12 protein-coding genes are annotated in these 19,625 nt (G+C 72.2%); 3 read left to right on the plus strand and 9 right to left on the minus strand.

What is annotated here, in order from left to right:
- Positions 1-17 precede the first annotated feature (17 nt).
- The 6 genes from BMW99_RS10155 to pyk form a co-directional block, all read right to left on the minus strand.
- A complete protein-coding gene (locus BMW99_RS10155; protein WP_069462444.1) occupies positions 18-734 on the minus strand; it encodes an ABC transporter ATP-binding protein in 717 nt (238 codons plus the stop codon).
- The gene (locus tag BMW99_RS10160) at positions 731-1,630 is read right to left on the minus strand and encodes an ABC transporter ATP-binding protein (RefSeq protein WP_069462445.1); all 900 of its coding nucleotides are present in this window, start codon (positions 1,628-1,630) and stop codon (positions 731-733) included. Before BMW99_RS10160 ends, BMW99_RS10155 begins: the two co-directional genes overlap by 4 nt.
- Positions 1,631-1,638: 8 nt before the next feature.
- A complete protein-coding gene (locus BMW99_RS10165) occupies positions 1,639-3,528 on the minus strand; it encodes a branched-chain amino acid ABC transporter permease (protein WP_079138240.1) in 1,890 nt (629 codons plus the stop codon).
- A 7-nt stretch (positions 3,529-3,535) separates the two neighbouring features.
- Positions 3,536-4,465: a branched-chain amino acid ABC transporter permease gene (locus tag BMW99_RS10170; RefSeq protein WP_069462446.1), complete on the minus strand. Its 930-nt coding sequence runs from the start codon at positions 4,463-4,465 to the stop codon at positions 3,536-3,538.
- Between the two features lie 165 nt (positions 4,466-4,630).
- Complete coding sequence (locus tag BMW99_RS10175) at positions 4,631-5,875, minus strand: branched-chain amino acid ABC transporter substrate-binding protein (RefSeq protein ID WP_245791337.1); 1,245 nt, start codon at positions 5,873-5,875, stop codon at positions 4,631-4,633.
- Positions 5,876-6,366: 491 nt separating this feature from the next.
- Positions 6,367-7,803, minus strand: a complete 1,437-nt coding sequence (pyk, locus tag BMW99_RS10180; protein WP_069467129.1) for a pyruvate kinase — start codon at positions 7,801-7,803, stop codon at positions 6,367-6,369.
- A 360-nt stretch (positions 7,804-8,163) separates the two neighbouring features.
- Between pyk and BMW99_RS10185 the strand changes: the two genes are divergently transcribed.
- Entirely contained in the window at positions 8,164-9,984 is a 1,821-nt protein-coding gene (locus tag BMW99_RS10185; RefSeq protein WP_069467128.1) for a bifunctional metallophosphatase/5'-nucleotidase, read from the plus strand.
- Here BMW99_RS10185 and BMW99_RS10190 read toward each other — a convergent pair.
- From BMW99_RS10190 to pepN, 3 genes are all read right to left on the minus strand, one after another.
- Positions 9,953-11,467 (minus strand): lysine N(6)-hydroxylase/L-ornithine N(5)-oxygenase family protein, encoded by a 1,515-nt coding sequence (locus BMW99_RS10190; protein ID WP_079176004.1) that lies wholly within the window; start codon positions 11,465-11,467, stop codon positions 9,953-9,955. The genes BMW99_RS10185 and BMW99_RS10190 overlap by 32 nt on opposite strands.
- Positions 11,464-12,879, minus strand: a complete 1,416-nt coding sequence (locus BMW99_RS10195) for a pyridoxal phosphate-dependent decarboxylase family protein (protein ID WP_075016659.1) — start codon at positions 12,877-12,879, stop codon at positions 11,464-11,466. Before BMW99_RS10195 ends, BMW99_RS10190 begins: the two co-directional genes overlap by 4 nt.
- A gap of 730 nt (positions 12,880-13,609) precedes the next feature.
- Positions 13,610-16,108 (minus strand): aminopeptidase N, encoded by a 2,499-nt coding sequence (gene pepN / locus BMW99_RS10200; protein ID WP_075016702.1) that lies wholly within the window; start codon positions 16,106-16,108, stop codon positions 13,610-13,612.
- 350 nt (positions 16,109-16,458) lie between these two features.
- On the opposite strand from pepN, the gene BMW99_RS43050 reads away from it, so the two are divergent.
- Together BMW99_RS43050 and BMW99_RS10210 are read left to right on the plus strand one after the other, a co-directional pair.
- Positions 16,459-18,669, plus strand: coding sequence for a serpin family protein (locus tag BMW99_RS43050; protein ID WP_075016660.1), 2,211 nt, complete (start codon positions 16,459-16,461; stop codon positions 18,667-18,669).
- A gap of 24 nt (positions 18,670-18,693) precedes the next feature.
- Positions 18,694-19,617: a hypothetical protein gene (locus BMW99_RS10210; RefSeq protein ID WP_069463593.1), complete on the plus strand. Its 924-nt coding sequence runs from the start codon at positions 18,694-18,696 to the stop codon at positions 19,615-19,617.
- Positions 19,618-19,625: the final 8 nt, after the last annotated feature.

Below are 19,625 nucleotides of genomic sequence, written 5' to 3' on the forward strand. Positions count from 1 at the left end.
CGGGGGCGCCGTGCGGGTCAGTCCTCGCCGAGGTAGGTCTTGCGGACGCCCTCGTCGTGGAGGAGGTCCTGGCCGGTGCCGGAGAGTTTGATGGTGCCGATCTCCATGACGTGGGCCTGGTCGGCGAGGGAGAGGGCGGCCTGGGCGTTCTGCTCGACGAGCAGGATGGTGGTGCCCTGGGCCTTGAGTTCGACGATGGTGGCCATGATCTTCTGCATCATGATCGGCGAGAGTCCCATGGAGGGTTCGTCGAGCATGAGCAGTTTGGGCTGGGACATCAGGGCGCGGCCCATGGCGAGCATCTGCTGTTCGCCGCCGGAGAGGGTGCCGGCGGCCTGCTTGCGGCGTTCTCCGAGGATGGGGAAGAGGTCGTAGGCGCGGTTGATGTCCTTGGTGATGCCGGCGGTGTCCTTGCGGAGGTAGGCGCCGAGCTTGAGGTTCTCCTCGATGGTGAGGCGGGGGAAGATGTGCCGGCCTTCGGGTGAGTGGGCGAGTCCGAGGGCGACGATCTTGTGCGGGGGGACGCGGGTGAGGACCTTGCCGTCGAAGCGGACGCGGCCGCCGACGGGCTTGAGGAGTCCGCTGAGGGTGCGCAGGGTGGTGGTCTTGCCGGCGCCGTTGGTGCCGATGAGGGTGACGACCTGGCCTGCGTCGACGGAGAACGAGATGCCCTTGACGGCTTCGATCTTGCCGTAGGCGACGCGGAGGTCCTCGACTTCGAGGAGTGCGGTCATCGGTCGTTCTCCTGCTCGCTGGTGGTGCCTTCCGCCTGGTCGGTGCCGGGGGTCTCGCGTGCGGCGGTGTCGTCCTGGGACGTGGCGTCGAAGGGTTCGCCGAGGTAGGCGGCGATGACGCGTTCGTCGTTCTGGACGACGTCGGAGCTGCCTTCGACGAGTTTCTCGCCCTGGACGAGGACGGCGACGCGGTCGCAGAGGTTGAAGATGAACCGCATGTCGTGCTCGATGACGAGGACGGCGATGCCCTGGTCGCGGATGGCGAAGACGAGTTCCTCGGTGGCGCGGGTCTCCTGGGGGTTCATGCCGGCGGTGGGCTCGTCGAGGAGGAGCAGGCCGGGTTCGCTGGCGAGGGCCCGGGCGATCTCGAGCTTGCGCTGTTCGCCGTAGGGCAGGTTGCGGGCGAGGTGTTCGGCCTTGTCGGCGAGGCCGGTGAACTCGAGGAGTTCCATGGCGCGGGCGCGGGACTGTGCTTCGGCGCGGTGGTAGCCGGGGCCGCGCACGATGGCGGAGAGGAGGCCTTCCTTGGTCCGGGTGTGGCGTCCGACGAGGACGTTCTCCAGGACGGTCATGTTGGCGAAGAGCCGGATGTTCTGGAAGGTGCGGGCGACGCCGGCCTTGGTGACGAGGTGGGGCTTGGGCGGCAGGACGGTGCCCTGGTAGCTGACGGTGCCTTCGGTCGGCACGTACAGGCCGGTGAGGCAGTTGAAGAAGGTCGTCTTGCCGGCGCCGTTGGGGCCGATGAGGCCGACGATCTCGCCCTTGTTGACGGTGAGGTCGACGTTGCGGACGGCGGTGAGGCCGCCGAACCGCATGATGACGCCGCGGGCTTCGAGGAGGGCGCCGCCCGGTTCCGCACCCGCGGGGGTGGGCTGCTGGGGGATGGTCGTGGTCATGGTGTGCCTCACGCCCCTGCCGTGGTGGCGGGGACGGTGTCGTCGCCCATCGGACGGTTGCCGGGCGCCGGGGCGTCGTCCTCGTGGAACTCCAGCTGGCGGCGCCGGTTGGGGATGATGCCTTCGGGCCGGAACCGCATGATGAGGATGAGGGCGATGCCGAAGGCGAAGAGTTCGTACTTGGACAGGAAGCCCAGCTTCTGCGGGATGACGTAGAGCAGTGCCGCGCCGAGGATGGGTCCGCTGACGGTGCCCATGCCGCCGAGGACGACGGCGGCGAGCAGGAAGGCGGAGTTGGGGGGTACCGGTCCGGAGAACTGGTAGGGGTCGGGCACGACGCTGTTGGTGACGTGGGCGAAGACGGTGCCGGCGAGGCCGGCGAGGGAGGCGCCGAGGGCGAACGCGACGAGCTTGACGCGGAAGCCGTTGATGCCCATGGCGGTGGCGGCGGTCTCGTCCTCGCGGATGGCGATCCAGGAGCGGCCGATGCGGGAGTCGGCGGCGCGGGTGAAGACGAGGACGACGATGACGGTGATGACGAGCATCAGCAGGTAGTAGTTGGCGAACCGGCCGAGGGTGAAGGATCCGACGGAGTGGGTGTCGCCGAGGTTGTACCCGAAGATGGACAGGTCGGGGATCTGCGCGATGCCGTTGGGGCCGTTGGTGACCTTGGGTCCGCTGACGCCGTCGAGGTTGCGGACGACGATGCGGAAGATCTCTCCGAAGCCGAGGGTGACGATGGCGAGGTAGTCGCCGCGCAGGCGCAGGGTGGGGGCGCCGATGAGGACGCCGAAGACGCAGGCGGCGATCATGCCGGCGAGGGCGGCGGCCCAGAACGGGAACTGGGTGCCGGACCAGATGGAGAACGGGGAGCCGGAGACGAGGGCCGCGGTGTAGGCGCCGACGCCGAGGAAGGCGACGTAGCCGAGGTCGAGGAGGCCGGTGAGGCCGACGACGATGTTGAGGCCGAGGGCGACGGTGGCGACGATGAGCACGTAGACGCCGAGGTTGGCCCACAGTTCGTTGTTCTGCGCGAACGGGTAGGCGATGGCGGTGATGACGCCGATCGTTCCGGCGAACCGCTTGTTGTGCTGGGTGAGTTGCTGGAACTGCTTGATGAGTCCGCTGGCGCTCAGGCCCCAGACGCCGATGGCGACGACGATGAGGTAGCCGATGAAGATGTCGCTGTAGTCGGTGGCGAGGCCGAAGGTGAGGATCTTCAGGCCGAGTGCGTAGACGACGACGATGACGAGGCGTTGCAGCCAGGGGTTGAGCTTGCGGGTGTCGGGGACGCGCAGTTCGCTGTGGTGCAGGCGGGCTTCGCGCAGCCAGGCGTAGCCGCGGACGACGGGCGTGACCTGTTCGAACCAGCCGAGTTCGTAGTACTCGGTGTCGGCGGCTTCTTCGGGGTGCCGGTCGAGGGGCAGCGCGAGGGCGCCGGCGAACAGGACGAGTGCGCCGATGAAGGCGACGATGCCGCCGGGGTCGAGGTTGGCGAAGCCGCCGAGTTTCGCGGCGATGTCGATGACGGTGTACCAGGTGGTGCCGAGGGTCGCGAGGGCGAGCAGCAGGACACCGTTGTTGGTGCGCGCGGGGTTGAGCCAGCGCAGGCCCTTGAGGCCGAAGGTGCCGAGGGCGACGACGCCGGTGAGGAGGGCGCCGATGAGGGTCATGACCTGGAGGCCGCCGGGGTAGCCGCTGACGGTGAGGTCGCCGGGGAAGTCGGTGGTGTAGGTCCACGACATGAACGTGGAGGCGGTGGTGATGACGGCGCCGGCGAGGGTGGTGGCGCGGGCGGCGGTGACCGGCAGGGGGATGAAGGGGGCGGTGCGCCGGGTGCTGTGGCCGGCGGTGGCCGCGGCGGCTTCTTCGGCTGCTGCGATGGGGAGGTCGGTCATGGTGTGATCACGCCCTGTCCGCGACGCGTTCGCCGAGCAGGCCCTGGGGCCGGACCAGCAGGACGACGATGAGGAGGACGAAGGCCCAGACCTGGGCCCAGGCTCCGCCGCCGAACTGTTCCATGCCGGGAACGTTGGCGATGTAGGCGGTGGCGCAGGCTTCGGCGATGCCGAGGACGAGGCCGCCGAGCATGGCGCCGTAGATGTTGCCGATGCCGCCGAGGACGGCGGCGGTGAAGGCCTTGAGGCCGGCCTGGAAGCCCATGTTGTACTGGATCTGGCCGTACTTCAGGCCGGAGGCGAGGCCGGCGACGGCGGCGAAGAAGCCGCCGATGGCGAACGCGATGATGATGATGCGGTTGGTGTCGACGCCCATGAGCTTGGCCGTGTCGGGGTCCTGCGCGGTGGCCTGCATGGCGCGGCCGGTGCGGCTGGAGCGGACGAAGATGCCGAGGGCGAGCATGCAGATGACGGCGGCGCCGAGGAGGAAGAGGTCTCCGCTCTGGACGTCGACGGAGCCGATGTGGAAGGGGCCGCCGGGGAGTTGCGGGAATCGCTTGCCGCTCTTGGCGTCGGGGTACCAGTTGAAGACTGCCTGCTGCAGCGCGAGGGAGAGGCCGATCGCGGTGATGAGGGGTGCCAGCCGTGGCGCGTTGCGCAGGGGCCGGTAGGCGAGCCGTTCGGCGCCTACGGCGATGACCACGGAGACGAGTGCGCCGCCGATCAGCATCAGCGGGAGCGCGGCCCATATGGACAGGCTGCTCGGGAGATTGGTGTAGATCGCCAGCGCGCCGAAGGCGCCGGTCATGTAGATCTCACCGTGGGCGAAGTTGATGAGCTGGACGATGCCGTACACCATCGTGTAGCCGATGGCGATGAGCCCGTACATCGAGCCGAGGAACAGCCCGTTGGCCAGCTGTTGCGGCAGGGTGTGCACCGCATGGCCTCCATGTCGCTGGGGAGCAGGTGAGCGGGTGACGGGGGTGGTGTCGGTGGTCTTCGTCTGGCGGTGGTGCGGGGTGGGCGGGGTGGGCGGGTGATACGGCGGGCCGCGCGGACGGTGGTGTGACCGGCCGCGCGGCCCGAGGTGGTGCGGTGTCGATCAGCCGTTGTAGACGCCGGTCTTGACGGCGGTCCACTTGCCGCCCTTGACCTGGTACACGGTCAGCTGCTTGTTGGTGGTGTCGCCGTACTGGTCGAAGGCGACGTGGCCGGCGATGCCGTCGAAGTCGGTCTTCTGGACGGCGTCGACGAGCTTGGCGCGGGCGTCGCTGGGCAGCTTGCCGCCGTTGGCGTCCATCACGGTCTTGACGGCCTTGATGATGGCGGTGGCGGCGTCGTAGGAGTAGCCGCCGTAGGTGCCGTAGTCGCCGGGGTAGCCCTTCGACTTGTAGGTGTCGATGAAGGTCTTGGCGGCGGGCAGGGTCTCGACGGGCACGCCGACGGAGGTGGCGAGGTCACCCTCGGCGGCCTGGCCGGCGGTCTTGATGTAGGTGTCGGAGTACATGCCGTCGCCGCCCATCAGCGGGATGTGCACGCCGGCTGCCTTGAGCTGCTTGGTGACCAGCTCGGACTCGTCGTACTGGCCGCCGTAGTAAACCATGTCGGCGTGCGAGTTCTTGATCTTGGTGACGAGGGCCGAGAAGTCGGTGTCGCCGGTGTTGACGTGGTCGGTGCCGGCGACCTGGCCGCCGAGCTCCTTGAACTTGCCCTGGAAGATGCCCGCGAGGCCGGCGCCGTAGGTCTGCTTGTCGTCGACGACGAACGCGGACTTCTTCTTCAGGGTGTTGACCGCGTAGTCGGCGGCGAAGTTGCCCTGGTTGGCGTCGGTGGTGGCGGTGCGGAAGTAGGTGGTGAAGGGGCGGGTCTTGGTGCCGGTCGCCCAGTCCTTGCCCTGGGTCAGGGCCGGGTTGGTGTTCGACGGCGAGATCTCCACCATCTTGGCCGACTCGAAGACCTGCTGCATCGACTGCGCGACGCCGGAGTTGAGCGGGCCGACGGTGGCGATGACGTCCTTCTCCTGCACCAAGGCAGTGGCGTTCGTCTGGCCGGTGGCGGGCTGCGCCTTGTCGTCGAGCGGCTTGATCTTGAAGGTCACGCCGGGGACGAGGTTCTTGGCGTTGGCGTCGTCCACCGCGATCTGCACGCCGTACTGGATGCCCAGGCCGGTGGCGGAGTTGGCGCCGGTCAGCGGGGCGTCGACGCCGATGACGACGGTGGTCTTGGAGCCACCACTGCTGTCGGATCCGCCCTTCTTGCTGTCGTCGCTGCGGGAGCCGCACGCGGTGAGGGTGAGGGCTCCGGTGGCGAGGACGGAGGTCAGAATCAGCAAGGAACGGTGTCGCACGATCAGTCCTTTCCCCTGGCGCGGCCGTCTCTGATGAGAGGCCGAGTCGCGCGCTGGTGCCGAACTGACAAATCCGGTGGCGCGGTGACTGGCCGTGACTCTAGGCGCGTCACGTCACATCAGGCAGAGGGGTGGGGAAGAGTGTGACTGTCTTGTTATGCCGATCGGAAACTCTTGAGGTTCCGCTGAGGTTCAGGACGGGGTTTGGGCGCTTTGCGTCGGCGTCCGCATGATGAGAACGCGCACTTCCGGAATGGCGCGCGGGGGCCGTGCGGGCCGCCTGCGGCAAGGGACCGGCAAGACCGGCGGGCCCGGGAATAGGCCCGGGCGGCGGCCTGGCGGGCGCGTCCGGCGGGCCCCTTTGGGGCTGTATTGCGTGCGCGTTACACAGCGTTAATTGCCCGGGGCGCGGGTTTACGAAAAGGCGGTCCCCGCCCGGCGGCTGCCGAACGGGGACCGGTATGCGTCAGGACCAAAATTCCCGATACGCATTACGCCTTCGGGGAGTCGTCCTCGCCGATGCGGTGGACGCGGACCATGTTGGTCGTGCCGGGCATTCCGGGCGGGGATCCGGCCGTGATCACCACGACGTCGCCCTTCTTGCAGCGGCCGATCCGCAGCAGTTCCTCGTCGACCTGCTGGACCATCTCGTCGGTGGTCTGCACCATCGGGCCGAGGAAGGTCTCCACGCCCCAGGTCAGGCTGAGCTGGGAGCGGGTGGCCGGCTCGGGGGTGAAGGCGAGCACCGGGATCGGCGAGCGGTAGCGCGACAGCCGGCGGACGGTGTCGCCGGACTGGGTGAACGCCACGAGGAAGCGTGCGCCGAGGAAGTCGCCCATCTCGGCGGCGGCGCGGGCGACCGCACCGCCCTGCGTGCGCGGCTTGTTGGAGTCGGTCAGCGGCGGGAGTCCGGCGGCGAGGACGTCCTCCTCGGCGGCGGTCACGATGCGGGACATGACCTTGACGGTCTCGATCGGGTACTTGCCGACGCTGGTCTCGCCGGAGAGCATCACCGCGTCGGTGCCGTCCATGACCGCGTTGGCGACGTCGCTGGCCTCGGCGCGGGTGGGGCGCGAGGCGTCGATCATCGAGTCGAGCATCTGGGTGGCGACGATGACCGGCTTGGCGTTGCGCTTGGCGAGCTTGACCGCGCGCTTCTGGACCATGGGGACGTCTTCGAGGGGCATCTCGACGCCCAGGTCGCCGCGGGCGACCATGATCCCGTCGAACGCGTCGACGATCTCCTCGAGGTTGTCGACGGCCTGCGGCTTCTCGATCTTGGCGATGACCGGGACGCGGCGGCCCTCCTCCTCCATGACGCGCAGCACGTCCTGGACGTCGCGTCCGGAGCGGACGAAGGACAGCGCGATGACGTCGGCGCCGACCCGCAGGCCCCAGCGCAGGTCGCGGATGTCCTTCTCGGACAGGGCGGGCACGGAGACGGCGACGCCCGGCAGGTTGAGGCCCTTGTGGTCGGAGACCATGCCGCCCTCGATGCACATGGTGTGCACGCGCGGCCCCTCGACGTCGGTGACCTCCAGCGTCACGCGGCCGTCGTCGACGAGGATCCGCTCGCCGCGGGCGACGTCGGCGGCCAGGCCCTTGTAGGTGGTGCCGCAGATGCTGCGGTCACCTTCGATGTCATCCACGGTGATGGTGAACTCGTCGCCGCGTTCAAGGAGTACCGGGCCCTCGGCGAAACGGCCGAGCCTGATCTTCGGCCCCTGAAGGTCCACCAGGATGCCCACGCTGCGGCCGGCCTCGTCGGAGGCCTTGCGGACCCTTCGGTAGCGGTCCTCGTGTTCGGCGTACGAACCGTGGCTCAGGTTCAGGCGTGCCACGTCCATGCCGGCCTCGACCAGTGCCTTGATCTGGTCGTAAGAGTCGGTGGACGGACCCAGGGTGCAGACAATTTTGGCTCGGCGCATGTATCGAGCGTATGACTTACTCGTTGGTAGGGAACGCGACGCCGGCAACAGTCCAACGACGTCTGGATTAAAGCTTGTTGACAACAATCGAACTGTGCAGGGGTCCGCTCGGATGAGCGCTGCGGTAACACTCCGTGGCCAGGAGCGTGACGTACACCCGTCCGGCGCACCTCCGCCGCGCCTCCGGCGGCCCTCCGCCGCCACTCCGGCGCCGCTCCGGCATCACCTGCCCCGCCCCGGTCCGACACCCCTGCGACACCTGCCGGTTACGCGCGGAGACTGTTGCCCGCCGGCGCCGTGGTCCAGAATCTACGCGCGTTGTTCGTTGCTCGACGCGCCACAGGACCTCAGGGAGAACAGATGCCGCTCAACCGCAGGGACTTCATCAACCGCTCGGCCGCCACGGGTGCCGGCGTGGCGCTCGCCGGCGCGGCCGGCGCGGTGGTGGCACCGGCCGCCCAGGCCGCGGAGCCGGCCGGCCACGGCTGCCCGCCGAAGACCTTCGGCCTGCGCGTGCTCGGCACCACCGACCTGCACGGCCACGCCGTGAACTGGGACTACTTCACCAACGCCGAGTACGACGACGCCGCCCACAACGACGTCGGCCTGGCCAAGGTCGCCACGCTCGTCGCGCAGGCCCGGGCCGAGAAGGGCCACGACCGCACGCTGCTGATCGACGCCGGCGACATCATCCAGGGCACCCAGCTGTCGTACTACTACGCCCGGGTGGAGCCCATCACCGGCGCGCACGACGGCCCGCGGCACCCGATGGCGCTGGCGATGAACCACATGCGCTACGACGCGGCGGCCCTCGGCAACCACGAGTTCAACTACGGCATCCCGCTGCTGCGCGCCTTCCAGGAGCAGTGCGACTTCCCGCTGCTGGCCGCCAACGCCGTCGATGCCACGACCCTCAGGCCCGCGTTCCCGCCGTACCTGGTCAAGGAGATCGAGGTGCACGGCGCCAAGCCGGTGAAGGTCGGCATCCTCGGCCTGACCAACCCGGGCATCGCCATCTGGGACAAGGCCAACGTGCAGGGCAGGATGGCCTTCCCCGGCCTGGTCGAGCAGGCGAAGCTCTACGTGCCCAAGCTGCGGGCACTGGGCTGCGACGTGGTGATCCTCACCGACCACTCCGGCCTGGACGGCGCCACCTCCTACGGCGACGCCGTCCCCTACCCGGAGAACGCCTCCTCGCTGGTGGCCGCGCAGGTGCCCGGCATCGACGCGATCCTGGTCGGCCACACGCACCGCGAGGTGGCCTCGCGGACCGTCGTCAACGAGGAGACCGGCCGGTCCGTGGTGCTGTCCGAGCCGCTGTGCTGGGGCGAGCGGCTGAGCGTGTTCGACATCGACCTGGAGTTCGACCGCGGCCGCTGGCACGTCGCCTCGGTCACCGCCGAGGTGCGCAACGCCAACACCGTCGCCGAGGACCCGGTCGTGGCGCAGCTGGTGAAGGACGAGCACGACAAGGTCGTGGCGTACGTCAACCAGATCATCGGCACCTGCAAGGAGGCGATGTCCGCCGCGCAGTCCACCTACCTGGACACGCCGATCATCGACTTCCTGAACCTCGTGCAGTCCGACACGGTCAAGAAGGCGCTGGCCGGCACCTCCTACGCGTCGCTGCCGGTGCTCTCGGAGGCGTCGCCGTTCTCCCGGACCGCGGCGATCCCGGCCGGCGACGTGTCGCTGCGCGACGTGGCGGGCCTGTACGTCTACGAGAACACGCTGGACGCCAAGATCCTCACCGGCGCCCAGGTCAAGGACTACCTGGAGTGGTCCGCGGCCTACTTCGTGCAGACCGCGCCGGACGCCCCCGTGGACGTCACGAAGCTCACCAACGCGAACAACACGCCGGACTACAGCTACGACGTGCTCAGCGGGGTGTCGTACGACATCGACATCGCGCAGCCGGCCGGCTCCCGGATCGTGAACCTCACGTTCCAGGGCGCGCCGATCGACCCGGCCGCGCAGTTCGTGCTGGCGGTCAACAACTACCGCTCCAGCGGCGGCAGCAACTACCCGCACGTGGCGGCCGCGCAGTCGGTGTGGTCGAACTCCGACGAGATCCGCAACACGATCATCGCGTGGGTGCAGGCCCACGGCACCATCGACCCGGCCACGTTCGGCGGCGACCAGTGGCGCCTCACCCGCGCCGGGGTGCCCCTGTTCGCGTGAGGCCCTGCTCGGCGGCGCCCGGCCCGGTGCCGGGCGCCGCCGGGTGGCCGCCGAGGCCGAAGGTGGTGAACGCGGTCCTGGCCGGCAGGGGGTAGTGCTCCTCGCCGGTCAGCAGCCCCGTCAGGTCGTTGAGGATCACCGCGGACCGCCAGGCCGCCAGCCCCAGGTCCGGCGCGCCCACGCCGTGGGTGTGGCGCTCCGCGTTCTGCACGTAGATCCGGCCGGTCACCGCCGGGTCCAGTTCCAGGCGGTGCAGCGCGTCGACGGACGGACGGCCCGCCGTGTCGCGGCGCAGGTACGGCGCGAGGGGCGCCAGCAGCCGGTCGAGCGGCCGCTCGCGGTAGCCGGTGGCCAGCACCACGGCGCCGGTCACCAGCCGGCTGCGGGTGCCCTGTTCGACGTGTTCCAGGTGGAGTTCGACCTCGCGGGTGCCCAGGCGGCCCGCGGTGCGCACCGCGACGCCGGGGGTCAGTACCGCGTCGGGCCAGCCGCCGTCCAGGGTGCGGCGGTACAGCTCGTCGTGGATCGCGGTGATCGTCTCGGTGTCGATGCCCTTGTGGAGCTGCCACTGCCGCGGCACCAGCCCGTCGCGGACGGCCTCCGGCAGCGCGTGGAAGTAGCGGGTGTAGTCCGGGGTGAAGTGCTCCAGGCCCAGCTTGCTGTACTCCATGGGCGCGAACGCCGGTGTGCGGGCCAGCCACGTGATGCGCTCGCGGCCGGCCGGACGGGCCCGCAGCAGGTCGAGGAACACCTCGGCGCCGGACTGGCCGGAGCCGATGACCGTGATGTGCTCGGCGGCCAGCAGCCGCTCCCGCTCGTCGGTGTACCGCCCGGAGTGCACCACGGGGACGGCCGGCGCCTCGGCCAGCGGCCGCAGCGGCTCGGGCACGTACGGCTCGGTGCCGATGCCCAGCACCAGGTGGCGGGCGTAGGTGCGGCCCAGGGCCTCGGCCTCACCGTGCGCGTCGAGATGCGTGTGGTCGACCTCGAAGGCGGCGCGGCCCGGGTTCCAGCGCACGCTGTCGGCCTGCTGGCCGAAGCGGGTGCTGGGCAGCGACTCGGCGACCCACCGGCAGTACGCGTCGTACTCGGCGCGGTGCACGTGGAAGCGCTCGGCGAAGTAGAACGGGAACAGCCGCTCGCGGGACTTGAGATAGTTCAGGAACGTCCAGCGGCTGGCCGGGTCGGCGAGGGTCACCAGGTCGGCGAGGAACGGCACTTGCAGCGTGGCGCCGTCGATGAGCAGGCCCGGGTGCCAGTGGAAGCCGGGCCGCTGGTCGTAGAAGGCGGCGGTGAGGCCGGGCAGCGGGTCGGCGAGCGCCGCGAGCGACAGGTTGAACGGGCCGATGCCGATGCCCAGCAGGTCGAACGGCTCGGCGTCGGCGGGTTCGGCGTCGGGCACATGCGTACGGGCGGGCAGCCCGTCCGGGGGCCGGGCCGGGAGCTGGGCGGGTACCCGTGCGGGTTCGGGGACGGCGGTCATGGCGCGGTGGTGCCTTCCGTGGAGCCGGTGGGGTGCGGGGGGCCGGCGGCCAGGGCGAGCAGGCCGTCCAGGTCCTCGGGCCGCAGACGGGGGTTGAGCAGGGTGGCCTTCAGCCACAGCCGGCCGTCCGCGCGGGCCCGGCCGAGGACCGCGCGGCCCTCGTACAGCAGGCGGCGGCGCAGCTCGGCGACGTCCTCGTCGGAGGCGTCCGCGGGACGGAACAGCACGGTGCTGATGGCTGGCGGCCCGTAGAGGGTCAGGCCCGGATGCGCGTCGGCCTTCGCGGCGAGCGTCTGGGCCAGCTCGCACACCGTGTCCACCAGCGCGGCCATCCCGTCACGGCCGAGTGAGCGGAGGGTGACGGCGATCTTCAGGATGTCCGGGCGGCGGGTGGTGCGCAGGGACCGGCCCAGCAGGTCGGGCATGCCGGCCTCGGTGTCGTCCTGCGCGTTGAGGTAGTCCGCGCGGTGGTCCAGCGGGCGCAGCGCGCCGCCGTCGGGCACCGCGAGGAGGCCGGCGGCGACCGGCTGCCAGCCCATCTTGTGCAGGTCGAGGGTGACGGACACCGCGGACTGCAGCCCGTCGAGCTTCGCGGCCTGGCGACGGCTGAACAGCAGCGGGCCGCCGTACGCGGCGTCGACGTGCAGCTCCACTTCGTGCCGGGCGGTGACCTTGGCGATGTCCGCCAGCGGGTCGATCGCGCCGGTCTCGGTGGTGCCGGCGGTGGCCACCACCAGCGCCCGCCGCACCGGCAGTTCGTCCAGCGTCCGGTCGAGGACGACGGGGTCCAGCACGCCGGCCGGGGTGGCCAGCACCACGGGGTTGGGCAGGCCCAGCAGCCACGCGGCGCGCTGCACGCTGTGGTGCGCGTTCGCACCGCAGATGGTCTGCACGCGGGGGCCGCCGGCCGCCCGCTCCCTGGCGAGCAGCAGGGCGAGCTGGTTGGACTCGGTGCCGCCGGTGGTGACGAGGGCGTCGGGCGCGGGCAGGTCCGGGTACACCACGGCGGCCAGCGCCGCGGTGGCCCGCGCCTCCAGTTCGCTGGCCGCGGGCGCCTGGTCCCAGGAGTCCATCGACGGGTTCAGCGCGGACGCGGCGAGGTCCGCGGCGGCCGCGACGGCCAGGGGCGGGCAGTGCAGGTGGGCCGCGCAGTGCGGTTCCGCCGGGTCGGCCGCGCCCTCCGCGAGGACGTGCACCAGCGCGTACAGGGCTTCGCGGTCGCCGGTGCCGCCGCGGGGCAGCACGTCGCCCACGGCCTTCGCGACGCGTTCCGCGACGGATTCCGGGCCGCCCCTGGGTGCCGCGCCCGCGCGGTCCCGGGCGCCCTCCGTGAGTGCGGCGTACACCGTCTCGACGAGCGGTCGCAGTTCGTCCGCGCCGTGGCGGCCGCCGGCCAGGCCGGGCATGGGCATCCGCGGCTCCCTCCCTCCAACGTTCCCTCCCCCACCCCAACGATCACCACCCCCCCAAGGGCACGACGGGTTCCCTCCCGGAGGGTTGGGGGTGGCTCGCCCTGCCCGGGCGCCGTTGCCGTCCACCGGCCGGCGGGGTGCCCCCGGGGCTTGCTCGTGTCCACCTGCCGGTGGGTGGTTCGGCTTCCGGGGTGCCCTGCGCTGCGCGCTGCCGTGTGCCGGTCTCGTCGTGGTTGTTCGCGCAGTTCCTCGCGCCCCTGATTTTCGTGCCCTTTGTTCGTGGGGTCGGGGGCGCTCCGGAAGCGTCTCCTCGGAAATGTGCATACGGGTTCGTACGTATCCGCACCCGGGGGCCGCGCACATTTCTCTGCGGGGAGCACTTCCTCCCCACCCCCTCCCGCTCACCCACCGTGCCGCGGGGGACATGAGACACAGCCAACGCCCTCCAGCAGACGGGGACCGGCCGGAAGGGGACGATCCGGGTGTGTCCCCGCAGAACTGTGCATCCACCCGGGCAAGGACACGGAAGAACGGTGCACGCACAGTTCGAGGAGACACACCCGGAGTGGCCCCTGACCCCACCCACGAACGTGCACCGCCAGGGGCGCGAGGAACTGCGCGAGCAACCACAACGAGACCCGCGGACGGCAGCGCGCAGCGCCGGGCACCCCGTAGGCCGAGAACACCACCGGCCGGTGGGCGGCCGACAAGCCCCGGGGGCACCCCGTAGTCAGGGGGCCTGCCGGAGGCGCAGCGCACGCGCCCCGTCGTCGAGGCGGTCCGCCAGAGCGCGGCGAAGAGCCGGCGTCACCGCGCCAGCGGTGACCGCCTCCCGGCCCAGCGCCAGCGTCCCCGCGTCGACGGCCGTGAACGGGAACGCGTACCGCCCGATCGCCTCGGCGATGGCCGGCCCGCGCCGCGCGGCCAGCGCCGCCGCGTCGGGGAAGAACCGCCCCGCGAACGGCGCCAGCAGCTCCGCCTGTTCGGGATGCCAGAACCCCTGCGCGGTCGCGGCGAACAGGTAGTTGGACAGCGAGTCGTCGTGGAACATCGCCTGCCACGCCGCCTCCTTCGCCGCCTCGTCCGGCAGCGCCGCCCGGCAGCGCGCCGCGCCTTCCAGCCCCTTCGCGCTTCCGTCGCGGGCGAGTTCCGCCTCGATCTCCGCGGCTCCGGCCGCGCCGAGCACGCACAGCCTGAGCAGCATCCGCCAGCGCAGTTCCGGGTCGAGTGCGGGTGCCCCGGGGATCGCCCCGTCCTCGTACCAGCCGCGCAGCTCCGCCGCGTCCTGGCCGGTGACCGCGCAGTCGATGAGCGCGCGCGTCGCGGACAGCGCGGTCTCCGCGCGCCCGGTGGCGAGCACCGCGCGGCTCGCCTCGCCGAGCGACCCGAGCGCCTCGGTGCGCAGCGACGGCGCGAGGTAGCGGTCGGCGAGGACGGTCCGGGCGAACGTGAGGACGCCCTCGACGAGGTACGGGTCGCTCTCCGCCGGCAGGTGCCGGCAGGTCAGCGCGAGGTGCTCGCGCGGCGCGATCCGCCCGTCGCGCACCAGGTCGCGCGCCGCGTTCCACGCGACGGCGCGGCTCAGCGCGTCCGGCAGGCTGCTCAGGGTCGCGGAGAGCGTCTCCCAGGAGCGTTCGTCGAAACGGATCTTCGCGAACGTCAGGTCGCCGTCGTTGAGCAGGATCAAGTCGGGTCGCGGCCCGGACAGTTCGCGCTTCTCCACGACCGCGGTGGCGGTGATGTCGAGGGTGCTGCGGTCCCGTTCGACCAGCCGCCCGGCGTCGGCGACGGCCCGGTCGTACAGGCCGACGCCGATGCGGTGCGGGCGGCCGCCGGAGTGGTTGACCTCCAGGCGCCAGCCGTTGGGCGCCGGCGACGCGGCGGGGGTGAGCGTGTCGAGGCCGCTGGTGCGCAGCCACGCGTCCGCCCACGCGGGCACGTCGCGGTCGGTGGCCGTGGACAGCGAGTCGATGAAGTCGGCGAGGGCGGCGTTGCCGAAGCGGTGCCGCGCGAAGTGCTCGTTGATGCCGGCCAGGAACTCCTTGCGGCCGAGCCACGCGACGAGTTGGCGCAGCGCGGACGCGCCCTTGGCGTACGAGATGCCGTCGAAGTTGGTGAGGGCGGAGGCGGTGTCGGGCACGGCCTCGGGGGCGGGCGCGACGGGGTGGGTGGAGGGCCGCTGGTCGGCGTCGCTCCCCCATGCCTTGCGGACGACCGCGAAGTCGTTCCAGGTGCCGGTGAACCGGGTGGCCTCGCTGACGACCTGGTAGCCCATGTACTCGGCGAACGACTCGTTGAGCCAGATGTCGTCCCACCAGCGCAGGGTGACGAGGTCGCCGAACCACATGTGGGCCATCTCGTGGGCGATGACCACCGCGCGGAACTGCGCCTCGGTGGGCGTCACGGCCGACCGGCTGACGTACTCGTCGCGGAAGGTGACCAGCCCCGGGTTCTCCATGGCGCCGGCGTTGAACTCCGGCACGAACGCCTGGTCGTAGGAGTCGAACGGGTAGGGCTCGTCGAAGAGTTCGTGGTACCGGTCGAAGCACGTGCGGGTGATGTCGAACAGGTCGTCCGCGTCGCGGTCCAGGTAGGGGGCGAGCGAGCGGCGGCAGTGCAGGCCGAAGGGGATGCCGGCGTGCTCGGTGCGCACCGAGTGGTAGGGCCCGGCGACCACGCACAGGAGGTAGGTGGCCAGCGGCGGGGTGGTGGCGAGCTTCCAGCGGCCCGGCGCGGTCCGGGTGCCCAGCGCGTTGCCGAGGACCGTCCACTCCTCGGGCGCGGTGACCTCGACGTCGAACACGGCCTTCAGGTCGGGCTGGTCGAAGGCGGCGGCGACCCGCTGCACGTCGTCGAGGAACAGCTGCGTGTAGACGTACACCTCGCCGTCGGCGGGGTCGGTGAAGCGGTGCATGCCCTCGCCGGTGCGCGAGTAGCGCATGTCGGCCTCGACCCGCAGTTCGTGCTCGCCGGCCGTCAGGCCGGTCAGCGGCAGCCGGTTGCCGTCCAGCAGCGCCGGGTCCAGCGCGCGGCCGTCGAGTGCGACGCGGTGCAGCGCGGCGGGTCTCACCTCGGCGAAGGTGTCGCAGTCCCGCAGTGCCGTGAACCGGATCACCGTGGTCGAGCCGAACACCTCCTCGCCCCTGGTGAGGTCGAGGTCGATCGCGTAACGCTGGACGGACAGGTCGCGGGCGCGGGTCTCGGCTTCCGCGCGGGTCAGTGCTGGCATGCGGCTCATGCTGCCTCACGTGCGTGTCGGTGGATACGGATTTCCCGGTCAGTCGTGCGATTCCCCTGCCCGCACGGCGCGAAGTGAGTCCCCGGCGCCGCCGGTCAGGGGCTCGCCGCGGCCGTGCGGGGCGGCGCCGGGCGGATCGGGAAGCGCGGCCTGGTGATCGTCGCCGTCCCGGGCGTCACTTGTACGGTGGCCCCACCCGCGCGGACGGGCGGGGGCACGCGCGGCCCGCGGGACATCCGCCCGGCAGGGCCCGGTGCTGCGAACGGCTGCCGTACCGGGCGCGGTACGGCACGGTAAGGGCGAGGACAGGCAGGAACCGGCGACGGCACAGGGGGCTCGCGATGACGGAGCGAACGGACGGGGCGGCCGGCGGGGACGGCGGGGACGGCGGGGATGTCCGGGGCGCGGCCGCGCGGACCGCCGGGAGCGCGGCGGTGTCTCCCGCCCGGTACGCGGTGGCGGTGCGGGAGTTGGCCGCACGCTGGCTGCCCGCGGTGGCCGGCGCGGGCTCGCCGGACGGGCCGGCGGAGGCCGGCGACCTGGCGTGCTCCCCGGCGGGGCTGTGGCTGGCGCTGGCCGCGCTCGCCGCCGGCGCCGCGGGCGACACCGCGCGGGAGCTGCGGGCCCTGCTGGGCGTCGCGGGCCCCGAGGCGGCCCCGGCGGTCACTGACGCGGCGCGCGCCCTGGCGGCGACCGACGCGCTGGCCGCCGCCACCGGTGTGTGGAGCCGGGCCGAGGTGCGGCCGGGCTACCGGGCGGCGCTGCCCGATGTCGGCTTCGGACCGCTGACGGACCGGGCGGCACTGGACGCGTGGGTGCGGCGGGCCACCGGCGGCCTCATCGGGCGGCTGCCGCTGGACGTGCCCGCCGACGCACGTCTGGTCCTCGTCAACGCCCTCGCGCTGCGGGCCCGTTGGGTGACCCCGTTCCCCGAGAGGGACACCCGGCCGCGGGACTTCACGGACGCGGCGGGACGGGTGCGGCAGGTGCCGACGATGCACGGCGACGTCCCCGTCGACGCGGCATGGACCACCGCGGGCGGCGCGACCGTCGTCGAACTGCGGTGCGAGGCGGGGCCCGGCGGCGCTGCGGGTGCCAGGGTGCGCTTCGTGCTGGGGCCGCCCGGCACGGGCGCGGCCGCGGTGCTGCCCGAGGCGTGGTCGGACGTCCGCACGCCCGTCGGGGCCGGGCGGGTGACCGTGGCGCTGCCGCGCCTGACCCTGCGCGGCACCGTCGACGTCACCGCGCACTTCGGCGCGCTCGGGCTCCGGCACGCGGCCGGGCCGGGCGCCGACTTCTCCGGGCTGTCGCCCGAGCCGCTGCACGTGTCGCGGGTGGCGCAGGAGTGCCTGCTGCGGGTCGGCGAGCTGGGGGTGGAGGCCGCGGCGGTGACCGCGGTCGCGGTCCGGCGCACGGCGGTCGCGCGACGGCCGGCGCTGCGCGTCGCCTTCGACCGGCCGTTCGGCGTCGTCGTGCTGCCCGCGGAGGGCGCCGGCGACGTGCCGCTGCTCGCCGCGTGGCAGGCGAGCGCGCCCGCCGGCCCGGAGCCGCCGGCGTACGCGCTGGACGAGGAGGAGCCGCCGGAGGTGCGGCGGATGACGTTCGTGCCGTTCCTGCCGAACGGGCACTGCGTGGCCGTGGAGCACCCCGACGGATCGGTGCGGCTGCCGGCGGGCGAGGTGCGGCCGGGCGAGGTGTGGCTGCGCGACACCGCGCTGCGCGTCCCGCTGGAGACGGCCGGTTTCCGCATCCAGCTGGTGCGGCCGTTCGCGTACCGGGCGGTCGGCCGGCACGTGTACGTCCGTGTCGAGGGCGACCGTTACCAGGGCCGGCGCCGGCACGCCGACGTGCCGTGGCGCACCGGCACTCCGGAGGAGCTGGCGCCCGCTCTGACGGACCCGGTCGAGCGGTCGGCGGTGCGGGACGCGGGCGCGTCGCGGGCCTCGCAGAGCGAGGCGTCGTACTTCGCGGCCGTGGTGCGGCAGATCGAGCTGTCGTACCTGCGGGAGGGCAACCCGCCGGAGAGCGGTTCCGGGTTCGGCGCGGGCCCGGAGCAGTGGCGGGTGCAGCGGCGCATGGTCGTGGACGGACTGCACCGCGACGGCACGTTCCTGGACGTGGGCTGCGCCAACGGCCTGCTGATGGAGTCGGTGGCGGCGTGGGCCGCGGAGGACGGCCGGGCCGTCGAACCGTACGGGGTGGACCTGTCCCCGGGCCTGGTCGCGGAGGCGCGGCGGCGGCTGCCGCGGTGGGCGGACCGGATCGCGGTCGGCAACGCGCTGGACTGGACGCCGGGGGACGGCCGCCGCTTCACGTTCGTGCACGTCCTGGCGGACTGCGTGCCGCCGGTCCGCTTCCCCGACGTGGTGCGGCACGCGCTGGACCGGCTGGTCGAGCCGGGCGGCCGGCTGCTGGTGAGCGTCTACCAGCCGGTGGGCGGCACCGCGCCGCGCGCGGCCGAGCGGCTGGCGGCCGCCGGTGCCGTGGTCGCCGGGCACAGCGAGAGTGCGGGCGTTCCCGGTACGGCGACAACCGCCTGGTGCGACGCGTAGGCTCGATCACCAGGGGAGGTGTTCATGGCCGAGCCAGTGGAGCCCGGGGCGTCCGCCGCCGCGAGCGAGCCGATCGTGCACGGTTTCCCGCACCTGGTGACGATCCAGTCCGCGCTCACCGCGCTCTACCGGCGGCTGTCGGCGGACGGAGTGGCCCGGTTCGCCGCGAGCGTGCATCCCGAACTGGTGGACTTCCCCGACGGCGACGACCTGTATCTGGGCGCGCAGCGCATCGCCCGCGTCATGGTCCAGCACTTCCGGCTGCCGGACGCCCGGATGGTGGTGGGCTTTCGCGACATGGTGCACGCGGGGAACGTCGAACTCGCCGCGGGGCCCGAGTACTTCATCGAGCTCCACGCGCGGTTCCGCACCGACCGGCGGGACGTGGGCGCGGCCCTCGCGCACGAGGTCATGCACGTCTACCTGCACCGGCTGGGCCTGGAGTTCCCCGGCACCCGCGACAACGAGATCCTCACCGACACGGCGACGGCGTATCTGGGCGCCGGATGGCTCCTGCTGGACGCCTACCGCGAGGAGGCGGCGATCCGCGGCGAGCGGCTGATGATGTCCGCGTACAAGCTGGGCTATCTCACGCCGGAGGAGTTCGGGTACGTCCTCGCCAAGCGGGCGCTGGCGTTCGGCGACGACATCGAGCCGTGGTTCCGCAGCGCGCAGGCGCGGGACGCGTACCGGGAGGGGCTGACCCGGGCCCGCCAGGACCTGCACCGGCCGCCGCTGGCCGCGGCCGGGTGGGCGGCGCGGCGGCGCTACGCCAGGGACCGCCGGGGGTTGGCCTCCGGCCCGGACTACGCGTTCGACGGCACGCCGTCCGCCGTGCGGGTGTCCTTCCCCTGCCCCACGTGCCGGCAGCGCATACGGCTTCCCAGCAGGGGCCGCGTCCGCGCGAGGTGCACGCTCTGCCACTCCGTTCTGGACTGCGACACGTAGCCACGCAC

Source organism: Actinacidiphila rubida, assembly GCF_900110255.1.
Taxonomy (GTDB): domain Bacteria; phylum Actinomycetota; class Actinomycetes; order Streptomycetales; family Streptomycetaceae; genus Actinacidiphila; species Actinacidiphila rubida.